This is a genomic window from Bartonella sp. MM97QHHN, from assembly GCF_042194285.1.
Classification (GTDB): domain Bacteria; phylum Pseudomonadota; class Alphaproteobacteria; order Rhizobiales; family Rhizobiaceae; genus Bartonella.
Window position 1 is genome coordinate 69,270 of record NZ_JBHIMS010000074.1, and the last position, 17,027, is coordinate 86,296.

A 17,027-nucleotide genomic window follows, 5' to 3' on the forward strand; every position below is an offset into this window, starting at 1 on the left:
TCCAGGTGCTTTCAGCACTAAAAGCAAAAAGGCTGACTAGAACTCAGTATTTTCAAGCTCCCGGAATACTCATGCGAGGGCGCTCGCAACCGGCGGCGGCTTTAAAATGCGAGCCAAAAATCTTGATAATGACATTTTCATTGGCAAAAAGATTCGTTTGAGACGAAAAATGCTAAAAATGTCTCAAAAAACATTAGGTCAACATTTAGGTGTTACTTTCCAACAAATCCAGAAATATGAAAACGGCTTAAATCGTGTCAGCGCAGGGCGTTTAAAAGAAATTGCCGATATCTTAAATGTTCCACTTGTCTTTTTCTATGCGGATATCTTAACAAAACAACAGCCCCCGTACTCTCATGATGAAATCGCATCAAGTACAGAGGAATACCTACTGCTCAAAAGATTTAGAGTTCTAACCTCGATAAAACAAAGAGCCATTTTACAATTACTCTCTAATCAAAATGAAAGCTTTTAACATCATAATATAGGGCGCTACACTCTCTATTCTTGACTTGCCTCCCACCCCTCAAAGGACAGAAGCCCCTTCCCTATCCAGTTGGGAAACAATCCGTCTTCTCAGAACAGAACTCTTTTAGCTTCCCATTTTATGTGGTTCATTTCACAAGATTATCCGGACAAGCTCTCCCTCAAATATTCACCACACACTCTCATAAAAACATCACATGTACAAAATTTGATGCCTTACAAACACCACACCTCAAACGATAGTATTTAAAAAAACAGAATAAACATTCATACGTATTTAAAAAAAGATAGCCCTTAAAAAGCAATGCTTGAAAATTTTTTTGGTCGATCTGGAACAGCACCTAACGCATCATTTTATAATAGTGATCGAGGATATGATCTTAACATGCAAACGCAAAAAATTGCTTTTTTATCATAATCACTAAAAGCAGCTGTTTATTAAAATATACGCCACCAGAAGCACTTCAAGCAGCCTTTACAGCTGAAACCATTATTCATTGATTAATTAACCGATTGATTAGATACCGATATGTTGTTAATGTGCTATAAGTAAAGTTGCTCTTATTTCTGGAAGAGGAGCTTCGCAAATAAAGAGCAACAATAAGTAAGGGGAATTAAAGATGTTAAAATATTTATTGCTGTCACCGGTTGTGTTGGTGGCTGGTTGCGCATCTGTAGGCAATTATTCATCAAATTATGTTGATCAAAGTCTTACAAAGCGTCAGGCACAATTAGTCGCTAACAAATTTATTAGCGGTAACAAAGGGTTTTTACCACCCGCTACAACCACACTTCTTATAAAGAAAAATAATACAGCAGACAACTTTACTCCTTTATTTATCAATCTGTTGCGACGGAATGGATATAATGTGATCTATACAGATCAACCTCAAAAGCAACAAAACATGGGTGTGAATTTGAGTTATAGAATAAGATTAAATAGTAGCACTATAGTGTCTCTTTTTCAGTATAGTGTGAACGGAGAGCCGCGTTCTTATATAAATACTCAGCCCAGATGAACCCGCTATTTAATGTAAACATTCTCTATATTTTACACGTAAAGACTTAAAAGCTCTTGCGAAAGGCAAAGAGATTTGCACCTCAATAAAAAACCTCATTTTTAGCCAGAGTGGATAAATTTTATTATAGATTGTGACAATACAAAATAGTGTAAATTATAGCTTTGAGATTTAAGAAAAGAAGAATACTAAAAATAATGAAAATGCCCCATACCCTAGCAAATTATTACGCGAAGATATAAATGCAAAACTTGGCTTATCTGTGATTGAAGCGGCTGAATAGCTTTCTATATCCTGTGTAGCATTTTCTAGGGTATTGGTAAAAATCCTTATAACGACATTTTCAATGGCAAATTCATTGGCAAAAAAATTCGTTTGAGACGAAAAATGCTTAAAATGTCTTACAAAACATTAGGTCAACATTTAAGTGCCACTTTCCAACAAATCCAGAAATATGAAAACGGATTAAATCGTGTCAGCGCAGGGCGTTTAAAATAAATTTCTGATATCCTAAATGCTCCACTTGTCTTTTTCTATGCTGATATCTTAACAAAACAACAGCCCCCGTACTCTCATGATGAAATCGCATCAAGTACAGAAAAATACCTGCTGCTCAAAAGATTTAGAGTTCTAACCTCGATAAAAAAGCCTTTTTACAGCTGATCTCTGATAAGAATACAAACGAACACCCTGTGACAACACACACCACGCTCTCTCCCATGAGACACTCATAATAAACTCCGTATTCACATATTCATCACATATTCTTAATTAAAAACACCTCATGGTTTTAGGGAACTTATATCATTGCCATCAATTATACCATTGCCATCAATGATGATATTTTACGACACAACGGGATAAATTTCCCCAAAAATTCTAAAAAATTTTTGTGCAAATTTTTAAAAAGCTTGCGTCTGAGCGCTTTTTATGGTCTTGCAAAGAGCTGAAAAGCAAAAATACATAAAGGTCCTTTTTTACTTAAGCTTTTCTCTTTGCAAAAAGCAGGAGAAAGCCCATAAAGAGCACACAGGACCATGAGAGAGCCGCAAGGTTAATCAAAGGGATTTTAGCCCGAAAATAACAAAAGAGCTTGACCGTTAAAGGCAGCAAAGAAAAGCGCCATAAAGACAACAAGAGAGTTCTTTTTGCAAGAATAGAATTGGATAGAAACGATGAAAATTAATGGCAATGAAATTCGCCCTGGTAATGTGATCGAACATCAAGGAAGCTTATGGGTTGCTGTTAAATGCAACGCTGTAAAACCAGGAAAAGGTGGTGCATTTAACCAAGTTGAAATGAAAAATTTGATTGATGGTACAAAACTTAATGAGCGATTTCGCGCTGCTGAGACCGTTGAACGCGTGCGCCTTGAACAAAAAGATTTCACATTTCTTTATCAACAAGGGGATGCTTTGGTCTTTATGGATTCAGAATCTTATGAACAACTAGAACTTCAAAAGGATTTTGTTGGTGAACGTGCTGCTTTTCTCCAAGATGGGATGACTGTCACAGTTGAACTTTATCAAGAAAAGCCTATTGGCATCTCACTTCCTGATCAAGTTGCTGTCACGATTGCGGAAGCCGATCCTGCCATCAAAGGACAAACGGTTACCTCCTCTTATAAACCCGCCATTCTTGAAAACGGGATTCGTATTCTTGTTCCCCCCTTTATGAATGCTGGTGAACGTATCATTGTAGACACCAATGAGTTGATTTATTTGCGTCGCGCAAATGAAAAAGATAAATAAAGGAATAAAAAATGGCCCATTCTGCAGTCATGAATGTCATGGTGCAAGCTGCAATGAAAGCAGGACGCTCGTTGGTACGTGATTACGGTGAAGTGCAAAATTTGCAAGTGTCTTTGAAAGGACCAGCAGATTATGTCAGCCAAGCAGATCGCAAAGCGGAAAAAATTATTTTCAATGAATTAAGCAAAGCGCGCCCCAAATTTGGTTTTCTGATGGAAGAGTCAGAAGAAATCATTGGAGAAGATTCACAACACCGTTTTATTGTTGACCCTTTAGATGGCACCACAAATTTTCTCCATGGCATTCCTTTTTTTGCTGTTTCCATTGCCTTAGAAAGCCAAGGAAAAATCGTTGGTGGTGTCATTTACAATCCCGTGAGTGATGAACTCTTCACCGCAGAACGCGGGTGTGGTGCTTTTTTTAATGACCGCCGCTGTCGCGTTTCTGCTCGACGCAGACTAGAAGATTGTGTCATTGCCACAGGAATGCCTCATTTTGGTCGCCCAAATCATGGAACCTACCTTATTGAATTACGTAATGTGATGGCAGAGGTTGCCGGACTTCGCCGTTTTGGTGCTGCTGCTCTTGATTTAGCTTATGTGGCTGCTGGAAGAACCGATGGCTTTTGGGAAGATAACCTGCAAATTTGGGATATGGCTGCTGGAATACTGATGGTTCGTGAAGCCGGTGGTTTTGTCACCGATAAAGAAGGCGGCAACAATATATTTCGCAAAAAAAATATCATTGCCGGCAATGAACACATTCGCCTAAAATTAGAAAGAGTTCTCAAAAAAGGCATTTAGACCTCATAGTAAGCTCTCAAAAGGACATCTTTTTAAAAGACAATACGAGTCCCTCTGAATACTCCTCATCACGCAACCTATCTCATCAAATTACACAATATGATGAAAAAATTCAGAAAATTGTGATGAGAGAGCTTATAAAACTTCGCTTATCTTAGCGCTGCCACTCTTGATTTAGCTTATCCGTTAGTCGAGCCGAGAGCTTTTGGAAAAACAATCTAAAAATTTGCAACAGAACACCCCGTATACAAAGGTTCACAAAACCATCACCAACGATCAAGCCCCCAAAAAAACCTAAAAATACAATTACAGTCTAGCCAATATTATTGACACTGTTGTTTCCTCAATTCCTCTGCAAACAAACCAGAAAACAAAAAGAACCATAAAAACAAAACGCTCTCAAAAACAACAAATACACCTGCTGCAAAAACCTCCCCTACTCTTCTTAAGAAATCACCCTTACACAACGCAAAAAGATTGGCTCCCAAAGCCTGCCCTCTCCTCTCCCATAAGAACTGTCACTATGCCTCTCAAGAGTTTTTACCACTGCATAGCAACAGAAATTTCAGCAAATCCACTGCACTCCACCCTCCCCCTTCATTTAATCGTTATCCAAAATGCCGATGAAATTCGCACGAAATTTGTAGTAACAAAAATCCTTTTTCTCAAAAATCGCCGCCTGCATTTCCCTCTTTAACTGTTCTTGATTATCTTTAACTACCTCTTCTAGGGCATTTACCTTCTCCTCATCAAAGATAATCTTTAATTTTTTTGTGAATCTCCTATTCCAACGAGCTGCTCCCCAAAAATCAACCGGTTATCACATTTCTCATTTGATGATTTCAACCATCTTCTAGCACCTGATGCGTAAGCCTTTTTAAACGTTAGAGTCCCTTCAACAATGGAAGAATCTGGTCCCATACTTGCATCATTATCTTTACACGTATTGATTGTATCTTTAACTATGGTATAAGAGCACCCCTTATCAAAAGCCATATAGCCCTTTTTTACTGTTTTAATGAGCTTCTTATAGTAAATAAAAGTCTCTCTCACCTTTTTATAACCATCGGAAATATCACACAATAACAACAGCACATCCTTTTTACAACATAGTAACGGTGCACATTGATCAGACAAAAAATTCCTGTGCTCTAACATTTTCTCTATCTCTTTATGTCTGGAATTATAGATATGTTGTCCCACAAAGTATCTGCAAATTTTTGCTTTTCATTCTTCTTTTTAGATAGTTTTTCTTTTTGCTGTTTGCATTCAGCTATAATCACATCATCAAGAACGTACAACAACCAATGAAGCAATAACATTGTAGGTTTATAATATTCTTTATTTGTATGAGTATTAACAAATCCTTTCAGAGAAATTCCATTCTCTTCCATGAATTTTCCTGCTTTTACATAATATTGCTCAAAAAGTGTTGTATTCAAAAGATTATATATTTTTTCAATCTGCTCATCAGTCAGTTCTGTTTCGAGTGCCTCCTTATACAATAAAGACAATTCTCTCTCCCCTTGCGCACAAATATTCTTTACCAATGAAGGTCTGTTCCCATGAGCTTTCATGCCTGCTCTAGGATTTTTTATCTCTAGTATATCCCTTTCCCATTGCCTTACTCCCTCATCCCATTGCTCAACCCACTCCTTTGATATTTTTTGCGTTTTTTCAAAAAGCCTTTGTTCCCCTTCTGCAATAATCTTTTCATATATCTCGCACCCTCGAACTTTCTGTTCAAATTGTTCAGTTAATTGCTTGTTACGATAATTTACAAATGCCAGCATTACAGCCACCCCACAAAGCACTATTACCATTGCTACAATTAAAAAAGCCTCCTTTGAAAATCCCCAAAAAACCACAGCTGCTTCAAGGTGTATACAAGCATAAAGATGAATCCTACAATCTTCACCGCCCATTTAAAAATGAACTTGATGGTGACTATCATTCGGGAGTTATTAGTTTCTTCCTTTATCGGATTATCAATTACCTCTTTTATTTCTTCATCCATTATTTCCCTCTTTTTGTTTGTGTAACCTTCCCATCGACTTCTCGGTATTGTGTCATTATGTGTATATGCGATTCACGGGATACCACATATTATGTTTTAACAAAATTAGTATACAAAATATAGATAGTTGTATTGATAAATGCAAACGATTTGTATTTTATTATACTGCTATTGTGTTTTATACGCTTTAAAGAAAAGCCTTTTAAAACCTCACAATGCATGATCTATGAAATATGGGAAAAAATACTAAAAATCTTAACACAGCAAAACATAGCTGCGTGCCCTCTTAGCTCTGTTTTGTAAAATCGATAAAAAACATCTCTCAGCCCATTTATCGGCTCTTTTTCCATAAGCCGGCACCATCACACATTTTGCCACCCTCTAATATTGCTACAGCCCTTAAAACTTGAGAGGATTCATAAGAAGCATTGTTCTTTCTCAAGTGTTTTACACCATACAGACTTCCCCGCTTGATATATGTAAGAGACATGATTTTATTGGTTCATCATACATAGGTTTGAAATAAGAAAATTTATAATTTTAGAAGCTCTCATCCAACGTGCAAAACAATGAATTATCCTTATAAATCAACGTGACAGTGCTGTTATGAAGAGAACTCCTTGCTCATCTTAATAGTCCATAGCGATTTAACTGGATATCGTTTTATATTTTGTACACAGATGAAGTATTTTTATAAAAATGCTTCATCTTGCGCAGAAAAAAGAACAGCCCGTTAAAAAAGAAAAGCATCTCAATGCTTGCCTTTCTTTTTTCCATGAGAGTTTCAAATTAATAAGCCTGTCTGAAAAGAGTGCTGTTTACGCCCTTAAAGATACTGCTCTTGTATCAAGATTACTTACTCAGATGAGAATTGCAGTTTAGCCAAATGCGCATAAACATTATTTTTTATAATGAATTGTGTGTTCCTTCTTCCACAAAAGCGCCTTTATCCATCACGAGAATACGATCAGCTTTTAAAATTGTTGCCAAACGATGTGCAATGACCAGGATTTAGGATTTTGTATCAATCCTTCTAAGATATCTTGCACCAACTTTTCACTGTTTGCATCTAAAGCAAATGTTATTTCATCAAGTAGCAACATTTTGATTTATAATAATAATTCATTGTTTTATATGTTGAATGAGAATCCCGAATACCGTAGGATTCTCTCATTTCAAACCATGTTTCATGGTGAACCAATCAAAACCATGCCTTTTGCACTTTACAAGTGGGGAGAGCCCGCGTGCATAAAAAACTATTAAGAAAGAACTTAAAATGCCTATAATAAATTATCTCAAGTGCCAAGGGCTGTAGCAACATCCACGAGTTGGCAAATATAATGATGGTGCCGGCTTGCAACAAGAGGGCTGCATTTCTTAAAATCGCCAGTGCAATACCAATGCGTTGTTTTTGCCCCCCAGAAAGCATGGTACCACGTTCTTCTACTTGCGTATTCAAGCCATCTGGTAAAGCTTGAATAAATTCAAATGCATTGGCAGCTTTAGAAGCGGCCAAAATTTCCTCTCCATGGGTATGTTCAGTTCCAAAAAAAGAAGAAAAGTTTACAATTATTTTATTTCAAGTCTTTATACTCTAGGGAAGAAAGGATTTATGCATATATTCAAAATGATTTTTGAATTTAAAAACGCAACCACAATGATTTATAAGTGTTTAAGACCCATCTGTTTATGTCGGATGCGTTTTTGAATTAATATTTAAAGTGCACTCTTTGATAGGATAAAAAATCCATCCATTTGCAATCGATTTGTTTAAAACCTTTGTACCCCATAAAAAGGAGGCTTTTACATGCCAATATTACCAAAGCGATTTTTGAATTTAGAAAGACGACCACCGCGATCTACGAGTGTTTGGGAGCCACCTGTCCATGCCGGATGCGTTCTTGGATCAATATCTAGATTAAGAGTATCGCCTTCTTTTCCCCAAGTAGAGCGCGTCATATATTGGGTTCCATCCGTCATAACAACGGTAATTTTATGATAATTGGGGTGAATATTCGCTTTCATGCGTCAAACCTTTTGCGTTTATAGAATGAAATAGCACTTGCTTGTTTTTTTAAGTGCACTTCCTTTGTCTTTTTGATACATTGATTAAAGTATTTATTCCTATAACTGAGCACGCATCAAAAAACAAGTGTTCAAGATACATCATTGTATCAAGTGTTACAAATCCAATACAGTGAGCAAAATTTTATGACATTACGTTATCGTTCAGAAAAATCGACAAAGTCTTCCCCTAAGAAATCTTCATTCTCTTCGCTTGCAATTTTTTTTCCTTATCTTTTGCGCTATCGTTGGTTGTTTATCTTTGCTTTTCTAGCATTATCTGTTGCTGCTCTTGTCACATTAGCTTTGCCTGTGGCTATCCGCCAAATGTTTGATCATGGGTTTTCTACTTCAAGCCATGGACATATTAATTTTTACTTTGGAATTTTGTTTATCTTAGCCTTGTTTCTCGCATTTGCTTCAGCAGCCCGTTATTACTGTGTTATCACCTTAGGAGAACGGATTGTTGCCGATTTACGGCGTGATGTGTTTGTCCATATTATGAAACTTTCTCCTGCTTTTTTTGATCGATCACATTCAGGAGAGATTGTTTCAAGGCTTCTAACAGATACCACACAAATAAAATTAGCTGTGGGCTCTACCGCCTCTACCGCATTGCGTCAGCTGATTATCGTGATCGGAGCCGTCGTAATGATGGTGATCACCAATGCTAAATTGTCTTTGTTGGTTTTAGCTGCTATTCCTGTTGTGGCCATTCCCTTGGTAGTCTTTGGACGTAAAGTTCGCTCTCGTACCCGCGCGGCGCAAGATCGTCTCGCAGATGCCAATGCTGTTGCTACAGAGCAGGTAAGTGCTATTCGCACTGTGCAAGCTTTTACCGCTGAAAAACTCGTTACAATACGTTTTTCACAATTGATAGAACGTGCTTTTCAAACAGCACGTGCTTCTGTAATCTTGCGCTCCTTTTTTACGGGGTTTGCAATTTTTTTGGTTTTTAGCAGTGTGGTTGCTGTTTTATGGATTGGATCGCGTGATGTTTTGAATGGAACAATGACAGGGGGAACCTTAGGGCAATTTGTCCTTTATGCGGTTTTTGGAGCTTCTACTTTTGCGCAATTATCGGAACTGGGAGCAGAATTAATCCAAGCAGCAGGCGCTGCTGAACGGCTTGCCGAATTGTTACAAGAACAACCTACTATTGTAGCTCCTAAAAATGCTTTATCATTAGAGCAACCTGTTCGAGGTGAACTTGTTTTTGATCAGGTTGATTTTACCTATCCTTCTAGACCACAAGAGAAAGTTTTACGCTCACTTTCCTTTTCTGTAAAAGCAGGCGAAACGGTTGCTTTTGTTGGAGCTTCCGGAGCAGGAAAAAGCAGCATTTTTTCTTTGATCCTTCGTTTTTATGATCCAATAAGTGGAACAATTCGGTTGGATGGCATGGAAATTAATCGCCTTTCTTTACAAGATTTACGCAGTGCAATTTCCTATGTTCCACAAGATGTCGCCATTTTTGATGGAACATTGCGTGATAATATTATTTTTGGAACTGAAAATACCCATGAAGAGGAAATCCTTGTTGCCGCTAAAGCGGCTAATGCACTTGAATTTATTCAAGCTTTACCAGATGGCTTGAATACGCAAGTAGGAGAACGCGGTACCATGCTTTCTGGGGGACAAAAACAACGCATTGGTATTGCGCGGGCAATTTTAAGAAATGCACCCCTCTTGCTGCTTGATGAAGCAACATCGGCTTTGGATGCAAACAGTGAAAAGTTGGTGCAAGACGCTTTAGAAGGATTGATGCAAAATCGTACAACCTTGGTCATTGCACATCGTTTAGCAACAATTTTAAAAGCAGATCGTATTCTTGTGATGGATAAAGGCGCCCTTGTTGAAGAAGGAACGCATGCTGAACTTGTGGCAAAAAATGGCGTTTACGCTTACCTCGCAAAACTCCAATTTTCACCTGAGTAAGTGATCATGATACAAGAGCCGTATCTTTAAAGGCATAAACAGCACTTTTTTCAGACAGGCTTATCAATTTAAATCTCTCATGGAAAAAAGAAAGGCAAGCATTGAGATGTTTTTCTTTTTTCTGCGCAAGATAGAGCATTTTTATAAAGACACTTCTGTGTACAGAATGTAAAATGATACCAAGTTAATCTCTATGGACTATTAAGATGAGCAAGGAGTTCTCTTCATAACAGCGCCATAACGGTGATTTATAAGGATAATTCATTGTTTTTCATGAAAGATCATAAATACCATAGGATTTTCTCATGTCAAACCCTCATAGTAAGTCAAACAAAATCTCTTGCTTGCTCATCACAAGCAGAGTTGGCGTGTGAAGTGAAACGGTACAAGAAAGGAATAAAATACCTCTCTTGCCCCTTACGTTCTAAGGGCTGTCAAAACATTGGGGCGCTGACAAAAGAGTATACGCTGGCAAAAAGTATAATAGGTGCTCGCTTGCTTGAGACCCTTATGCGGCTCACACTTGATAGGGTTCTAGGGACACAAGCTCTATCCTAAAGACTGACCACACTCTTTAAAAAAACTGAATATTAAAAATTTGCCCTCTCTCACCGCTCTAAACAATAGTGTTTACCGAAAATCATGACAAATTGTAATTCACAAATACACTTCTCTATTGCAAGAGTATCCTTTTATTCTCTTTCAAAAACACGAACACTTTTTGAATATTGTTTACAGATCCGTCTTATTGAAAAAGAGCAAAGATTTTTTTAGCACTTTTGGGCTTCTTATAACTTTTGTGTGAGAGCACATGAGAAACAGCGTTTATAATAAACTGGCTTTTGGCAAAATCGTAAAATTTTATCAAATTTATTGTTTGTAAATATCACCACGACCACTGTTCTGCTCTTGCAGACACGCAACCTCAAAACGACGTTCTCTTTACTCACAAATCGTCTCTCCAGCTCTCTCTTTCAGTCATAGCCCATAAAAATAAGGATAGAGTACTTCGATTAAACACCATCTTCTCACCCCCTCCAAGAGCCCCATATATTTTACAGCTCTCAATTTTATAGCACCCCCTGTCGTGCTTTAAGAAGGCATTTTAACGATGATAAGAACATGTACAAAGAGGATATATCTTTAGGGTCTTTATGTTTTAAAGCTTGCACTAAATCATAATTTTTTTGTATAGCGAGCTAAGCGTATGCAGAACTGACACCCTAACCATTTCAAACCATTCAGCTGTTTCAGGAACAGATAAGCCAAGTTTTACGATTATATCTTCAACCACGAATTCACCGAAGTACGGAGGATTTTCATCATTTTTTAGCGCTCCCTCTTCAGTGATCCTCTAGATAATTAACTCATTCAGCATCTATACCAGAAAAGCGAAATATTAAATGCTAATTTTCCTTTACATTCATTAGCCAAGCCCCCTCAAAATAACCTTTTAGTGAATAGAGCTAAAAGGATAAGTCTTCAAAACCATTTGGTGATATAGCTATATCAAGAGCACCTAAAATACGACTTAGTTGCTCAATATAGGCGATTTTCCCCTTTTTATCGTATCAGTCTTGTAGAAGACTTTAAGTCTTTTATGCTTAAATCAAAAAATTATAATTGGATTATATTGCATAAAGATGCTTTTTCTCATTTTTCCATTTAACACACGATAAGTTACCATTTAGGCACGATGAGAAGCTTTCCCCTTATATCATACATGTTAAAAACAAAATAAGCCGTTTGGGTATCTTAAGGTCAAGGATGCAGTTAGGCGCAACTTGTAAAGGGTTGCCTTGAGGCTTAAGGACCCAAGGCTTGTTAGTCCCTTCATTAAAAGCGGGTCTGATGTCATTATTTTGGAGAGCGATTATTAAGAATTTGAGAGGCAGACAGCCTCTCATTTTGATTTGTATGCAAACAAAGTGCACTCTATTTATTCAGGAAGAATAAGAATATACCCAGGAGGTGCTAAACGGAATAAGAGAGCGTCGTAACCCCACGCAGCAGACAGGAAGCAAATAGAAGAAACGCCTTCAAGAATTGTTAAGAATAATGCGTACGATATAGCGGCTTCATCTGCTGCTTCGCGGCGTTCTATAAGATATCCGAAAAAAAATAAAAAGCACCCTATTCCACTCACCGACCCAAAGACTTTTAATGCGGTATGAACCGGCCCACGTATGTTGAGCAAGATAATAAAAATTATGAAAGTAAATACTGTAAAGATCCCTTCGAATACCCCACGCACCATATTGCACAATTTTCGCATCATAATTGCAGAAAAGCTCTGTTCTGCGTATCGATTTTTTCTTTTGATGCTTGTATTCTTAGAAGATATACTGTTATTCTTAGAAGATATACCGTCCACAACTCCCCCCGTTTTAAGCCAAGATGCTATGAAGTTAGTTACTTTCAATTATATCATCAAAAAATACAAGAAAAATTTATCCATTTTAACGAAAAAATAGGTGTTTTATTGAGGTGCAAATCTATTTTCTTTCGCAAGAGTTATTCAATTCGTTCGCCAATAGAAAACTACCCCCATTGAAGAGGAAGCTATCCTGACGCAGAAAAGCTTCATAATCTGTATTCCAATCCGCTCAGAAATCGCAACTTTCTAATCTACCCGCTTAATCCACCTTTGAAACTGCAATAAAATAAATTCTGCTGATGACAAGTAATGATAACATGAAAAAGAGAAAATATCACAATATCAAACTCTTCAATACAGTATGAGCTTTATGATTTTCACTCAAGAAGTAAATGCCCACCCATGAACGACACCATACTAAAGTGCTGTGCATTCACAAATTTCCTAGCATTATCTCCCCTTCTCGAAATTGCACCTCTCCCGCAATCTTATCTCTCGATAGCACCCATTAAAGACTTTTAAAAGGTCCAAGGAAAAAACTCTCTGAGAAAGCTTTCAAGCCTAAAATGTCCCCGCCATTCTTATCATGATGAGGGCGCAAAAAATCACGCAGAAACATGAAAAATCTCTCCGCATTTAAAAACAGAGCTTGTCCTTCAAGCGCACGCTTTTTCTTGTTCTTTTGTCCATTGTCCCAAAGCCGCAAGATGGTTCATCCGAGCGCGATGACGAAATGCCTTCTGTGCAACAGCAATATTTTCATCTTTTCCTGCCCATGCTTTTAAGGCAGCTGCTTGCAATGCTCGTCCATAGGAAAAGGTCAATTTCCAAGGCAATACGCCCAAAGAATTCATGGCAGATAAATGCGCCGTTGCTTCCTGATCAGACTGCCCTCCAGAAAGAAAAGCAATTCCGGGAACAGCGGCAGGAACAGTCTGTTTAAGCACTTGGATGGTCTTTTCAGCAACTTCTTCAACAGAAGCCTTGCGAGCATCCTTTCCATCAATCACCATATTGGGCTTTAAAATCATCCCCTCCAAAAGAACACGAGCTTCAAACAATTCTTTAAAGACAGCCTGCAAAACAGTGCGTGTCACCTCAAAGCAGCGTGTAATTGAATGCCCACACGATGGTCCATCCATCAACACTTCCGGCTCAACAATGGGCACAATATTGAACTCCTGACATAAGGCAGCATAGCGTGCAAGAGCTTGTGCATTTTGTCTTATGGCGCCTCTTGTTGGCAAAGTGTGTTCATCAATAGCAATTACCGCACGCCATTTAGCAAAACGTGCTCCCAAAGCATAATAGTCTTTTAGCCGCTCACGAAGACTATCCAACCCTTCGGTAATTGTCTCTTGGGGAAAAGCAGCCAAGGGTTTCGCACCGGTATCAACTTTAATCCCTGGCAAAGCGCCTGAATCCCGAATAAGATCCGTCAACATTTTCCCAGTAGATGCTTTTTGCCGAATGGTTTCATCAAATAAAATAACCCCAGAGATGGCGTTTTCCATCGCTTCTTTTGTACTAAAAAGCATTTCACGATAAGCACGGCGCTTATCTTCATTGGATTCAACACCAATGCTTTCAAAACGCTTTCCAATGGTCGCCGTACTTTCATCTGCCGCCAAAATACCTTTACCCGCATGCACCAAAGCAAGTGCAATATCTTCAAGCCGTTCATTCATAAAAAATTCCTCTTTATTTTGTCTTAATTTCTAAAAATGCGCAACACTATCAAAACACTCTACACGACCGTATAGTTTTTCTTTAACCTTCCCCTTCAAAGAAGCCCTTTAAGCCTGCATAAGGGCAAGAATACCAGGAAGGGTCTTTCCTTCCATCCATTCCAAAAAAGCTCCTCCAGCAGTCGAAAGATAAGTAAAATCATTGGCAACACCGGCATGATTAAGGGCAAAAACCGTATCGCCCCCTCCCGCAATTGAAACCAACTTTCCCGTCAAACTACGTTCTGCTGCATGGCGTGCAACGGCAATGGTTCCCTTATCAAAGGGAGACATCTCAAAAACACCAAGGGGTCCATTCCACACAAGAGTAGCAGCTTCATCTATCGCAGCATTGATATGCGCAATAGAGCGCGTCCCAATATCCAATATCATGCCATCTTGTGGAATATCTTCAATGTCATAAAGACGATGCGGTGCATCTTTTTCAAAGCGAAATCCAACGACAGCATCCTGAGGAAGCAGAAGGGTACAGTGACACTCTTGCGCTTTTTTAATGATTTTTTTTATCGTTTCCATCAATGCATGTTCACACAGTGACTTACCAACAGACACACCTTGCGCTGCTAAAAAACTGTTAGCCATGCCCCCACCAATCACGAGATGATCAACCTTTTCCACCAAATGATTGAGCACAAAAAGCTTGCTGGAAACTTTCGCTCCTCCCACAATGGCAACCACAGGGTGTGTTGGATTGCCAAGTCCTTTTTCTAACGCCTGCATCTCACCTTGCAAAGAGCGCCCTGCATAAGAAGGCAACAAATGCGTTATTCCCTCCACCGAAGCATGGGCACGATGAGAAACTGAAAAAGCATCATTAACATAGAGATCTCCATTATGAGCCAAAGCTTCTGCAAAAGAACAATCATTCTTTTCTTCACCAGCATAAAAACGAACATTTTCAAGCAGTAAAACACCACCATTTTGTAATGACTCAACTGCAACCTGCACCGTCGAACCGATACAGTCAGGAGCAAAAGCAACCGGCTGATTAATGATCTTTTCCAGCACTTGCACAACAGGACGGAGTGAAAACTCTGGCTCTACCTTTCCTTTGGGGCGACCACAATGAGAAAGCAGAATAAGTTTAGCACCACACTTTTGCAGCTCAACGAGTGTCTCTTTATGCCGCTCTAAGCGTGTCGTATCACAGACCTTACCCTGCGCCATTGGCACATTAAAATCCACCCGCACAAGAACACGTTTTCCAGTGACATCAACATCATCAAGTGTACGAAACCCCATCACTGCTTCCTCTTCACTTTCCATTGTTTCAAATAAAAACGCATCCAACAACCCTGCCCACTTTTCTTTCCACTTATCCCCTCTTTGCTTTTACAAGAGACCCACGACAGCCCATCTCTCACCCTCTGTTTGAAAAGCCAAAGCTTTCATCATCAAATGTACAAAAGCCACTCATTGCTCTTAATCTTCATATCCCATTGTGGCAAACAAATGCATTGGCTCAACTTGATCTCTATTAAAGCTTCCTTTTACTTCTAAGCAAAAGAATTTACATCTCCTGTTTCCTAACGTTTTCTCAAAAGGTGTCTCGTTCATATCTTACTTTTTCAAAGTTTACTCTTTCATGCAGGTTTTAAAAGCACGTATTGACCCAGTATTAAAACAAAACACATCATCAATATTTCAATAGCCTCTTCTCTCTAGCGCATGAGAACAACAGCCTCTATCTGTTTTTCTCAAAATTGCACAAAAATGAGACTTTTCCCTATAAAAAGGAGGACCCTGAGGTCCTCTTATATTGTCTTAGCAAAAGCCACTGCCGTATCACTCATACGGTTGGAAAAGCCCCATTCATTATCATACCAAACCAAAACGCGACAGAGCTTACCATCAATCACTTTTGTTTGATCATTGTGGAAAATAGCTGAATGAGGATTATGATTAAAATCACAACTCACAAGTTTCTCTTCTGTATAATCCAAAATGCCCTTCAAAGGACCTTGTGCAGCAATAGCAATAGCTGTATTAATTTCTTCGATTGTTGTGGAACGCTTAGCGATAAATGTCAAATCAACCACAGAAACATTAGGGGTCGGAACACGAATCGATACACCATCAAGCAATCCCTTTAATTCTGGCAAGACCAATCCCACAGCTTTTGCCGCTCCTGTTGAGGTAGGAATCATAGAAAGAGCTGCCGCACGTGCACGATAAAGGTCCCGATGCATTGTATCCAACACAGGTTGATCACCCGTATAAGAATGGATTGTTGTCATGAAGCCCTTTTCAATGCCCACCGTGTTATGTAAAACTTGTGCAACAGGCGCCAAACAATTGGTTGTACAAGAAGCATTTGAAACAACGCGATGCTCGCTGCTTAAAGATTGATGATTAACCCCATAGACGACCGTAAGATCTGCTCCTTCAGAAGGCGCAGAAATAAGAACACGCTTTGCCCCCGCATCTAAATGAGCACTTGCTTTATCACGCGCAGTAAAAATACCCGTACATTCCAAAGCAATATCGATATCCAAATCTTTCCAAGGCAATTGAGCAGGATCACGCTCTGCGCATACCTTTATTAAACCACCTCCCACATCAATAGCATCCCCTATCACCTTAACGATATCAGGAAAACGCCCATGAACTGAATCATAGCGTAATAAATGGGCATTTGTTTCCACCGATCCCAAATCATTAATTGCAACCACTTCAATATCTTGTCGTCCACTTTCCACAAGTGCACGTAAAATATTGCGACCAATACGACCAAACCCATTAATTGCAACACGAACTGTCATTTCACATGTTTCCTCATAAATTTTTTAAGCACAACATTTAAAACACAATAAATGGGTATTTC

General features: G+C 38.7%; 13 protein-coding genes and 2 pseudogenes. 6 read left to right on the plus strand and 9 right to left on the minus strand.

The window, feature by feature from the left end:
- Positions 1 to 106 precede the first annotated feature (106 nt).
- The 5 genes and pseudogenes from ACFIJW_RS04375 to ACFIJW_RS04395 all read left to right on the plus strand — a co-directional run bounded on the left by ACFIJW_RS04375 (position 107) and on the right by ACFIJW_RS04395 (position 4,059).
- Positions 107 to 475, plus strand: a complete 369-nt coding sequence (locus ACFIJW_RS04375; protein WP_375633433.1) for a helix-turn-helix domain-containing protein — start codon at positions 107 to 109, stop codon at positions 473 to 475.
- Between the two features lie 631 nt (positions 476 to 1,106).
- Positions 1,107 to 1,505 carry a hypothetical protein gene (locus ACFIJW_RS04380; protein ID WP_375633434.1) on the plus strand — a complete coding sequence of 133 codons (399 nt, stop codon included), beginning with the start codon at positions 1,107 to 1,109 and terminating at the stop codon, positions 1,503 to 1,505.
- Positions 1,506 to 1,820: 315 nt separating this feature from the next.
- Positions 1,821 to 2,239 (plus strand): annotated as a pseudogene (locus ACFIJW_RS04385) (helix-turn-helix domain-containing protein).
- Positions 2,240 to 2,680: 441 nt separating this feature from the next.
- Positions 2,681 to 3,256, plus strand: a complete 576-nt coding sequence (gene efp, locus ACFIJW_RS04390; protein ID WP_015856958.1) for an elongation factor P — start codon at positions 2,681 to 2,683, stop codon at positions 3,254 to 3,256.
- Positions 3,257 to 3,267: 11 nt separating this feature from the next.
- Positions 3,268 to 4,059, plus strand: coding sequence for an inositol monophosphatase family protein (locus ACFIJW_RS04395; protein WP_375633435.1), 792 nt, complete (start codon positions 3,268 to 3,270; stop codon positions 4,057 to 4,059).
- Positions 4,060 to 4,821: 762 nt separating this feature from the next.
- Here the strand turns inward: ACFIJW_RS04395 and ACFIJW_RS04400 are convergent.
- The 5 genes and pseudogenes from ACFIJW_RS04400 to rpmE form a co-directional block, all read right to left on the minus strand.
- Positions 4,822 to 5,196 carry a hypothetical protein gene (locus tag ACFIJW_RS04400; protein ID WP_375633436.1) on the minus strand — a complete coding sequence of 125 codons (375 nt, stop codon included), beginning with the start codon at positions 5,194 to 5,196 and terminating at the stop codon, positions 4,822 to 4,824.
- A 26-nt stretch (positions 5,197 to 5,222) separates the two neighbouring features.
- Positions 5,223 to 5,984 carry a hypothetical protein gene (locus ACFIJW_RS04405; RefSeq protein WP_375633437.1) on the minus strand — a complete coding sequence of 254 codons (762 nt, stop codon included), beginning with the start codon at positions 5,982 to 5,984 and terminating at the stop codon, positions 5,223 to 5,225.
- A gap of 948 nt (positions 5,985 to 6,932) precedes the next feature.
- A pseudogene (locus ACFIJW_RS04410) lies at positions 6,933 to 7,179 on the minus strand (ABC transporter); the annotation flags it as partial.
- A gap of 98 nt (positions 7,180 to 7,277) precedes the next feature.
- Entirely contained in the window at positions 7,278 to 7,592 is a 315-nt protein-coding gene (locus tag ACFIJW_RS04415) for an ATP-binding cassette domain-containing protein (RefSeq protein WP_375633438.1), read from the minus strand.
- A 287-nt stretch (positions 7,593 to 7,879) separates the two neighbouring features.
- Positions 7,880 to 8,101, minus strand: coding sequence for a 50S ribosomal protein L31 (gene rpmE, locus ACFIJW_RS04420; protein ID WP_375633439.1), 222 nt, complete (start codon positions 8,099 to 8,101; stop codon positions 7,880 to 7,882).
- A 186-nt stretch (positions 8,102 to 8,287) separates the two neighbouring features.
- Here rpmE and ACFIJW_RS04425 point away from each other — a divergent pair, with 186 nt between their 5' ends.
- Positions 8,288 to 10,078, plus strand: coding sequence for an ABC transporter transmembrane domain-containing protein (locus tag ACFIJW_RS04425; protein WP_375633440.1), 1,791 nt, complete (start codon positions 8,288 to 8,290; stop codon positions 10,076 to 10,078).
- Positions 10,079 to 12,017: 1,939 nt separating this feature from the next.
- Here the strand turns inward: ACFIJW_RS04425 and ACFIJW_RS04430 are convergent.
- The 4 genes from ACFIJW_RS04430 to gap form a co-directional block, all read right to left on the minus strand.
- Positions 12,018 to 12,452 carry a hypothetical protein gene (locus ACFIJW_RS04430; protein WP_375633441.1) on the minus strand — a complete coding sequence of 145 codons (435 nt, stop codon included), beginning with the start codon at positions 12,450 to 12,452 and terminating at the stop codon, positions 12,018 to 12,020.
- A gap of 659 nt (positions 12,453 to 13,111) precedes the next feature.
- Positions 13,112 to 14,143, minus strand: coding sequence for a class I fructose-bisphosphate aldolase (locus ACFIJW_RS04435; RefSeq protein WP_375633442.1), 1,032 nt, complete (start codon positions 14,141 to 14,143; stop codon positions 13,112 to 13,114).
- A gap of 108 nt (positions 14,144 to 14,251) precedes the next feature.
- A complete protein-coding gene (locus tag ACFIJW_RS04440; RefSeq protein WP_375633490.1) occupies positions 14,252 to 15,445 on the minus strand; it encodes a phosphoglycerate kinase in 1,194 nt (397 codons plus the stop codon).
- Between the two features lie 512 nt (positions 15,446 to 15,957).
- Positions 15,958 to 16,965 carry a type I glyceraldehyde-3-phosphate dehydrogenase gene (gene gap, locus ACFIJW_RS04445; RefSeq protein WP_375633443.1) on the minus strand — a complete coding sequence of 336 codons (1,008 nt, stop codon included), beginning with the start codon at positions 16,963 to 16,965 and terminating at the stop codon, positions 15,958 to 15,960.
- Positions 16,966 to 17,027: the final 62 nt, after the last annotated feature.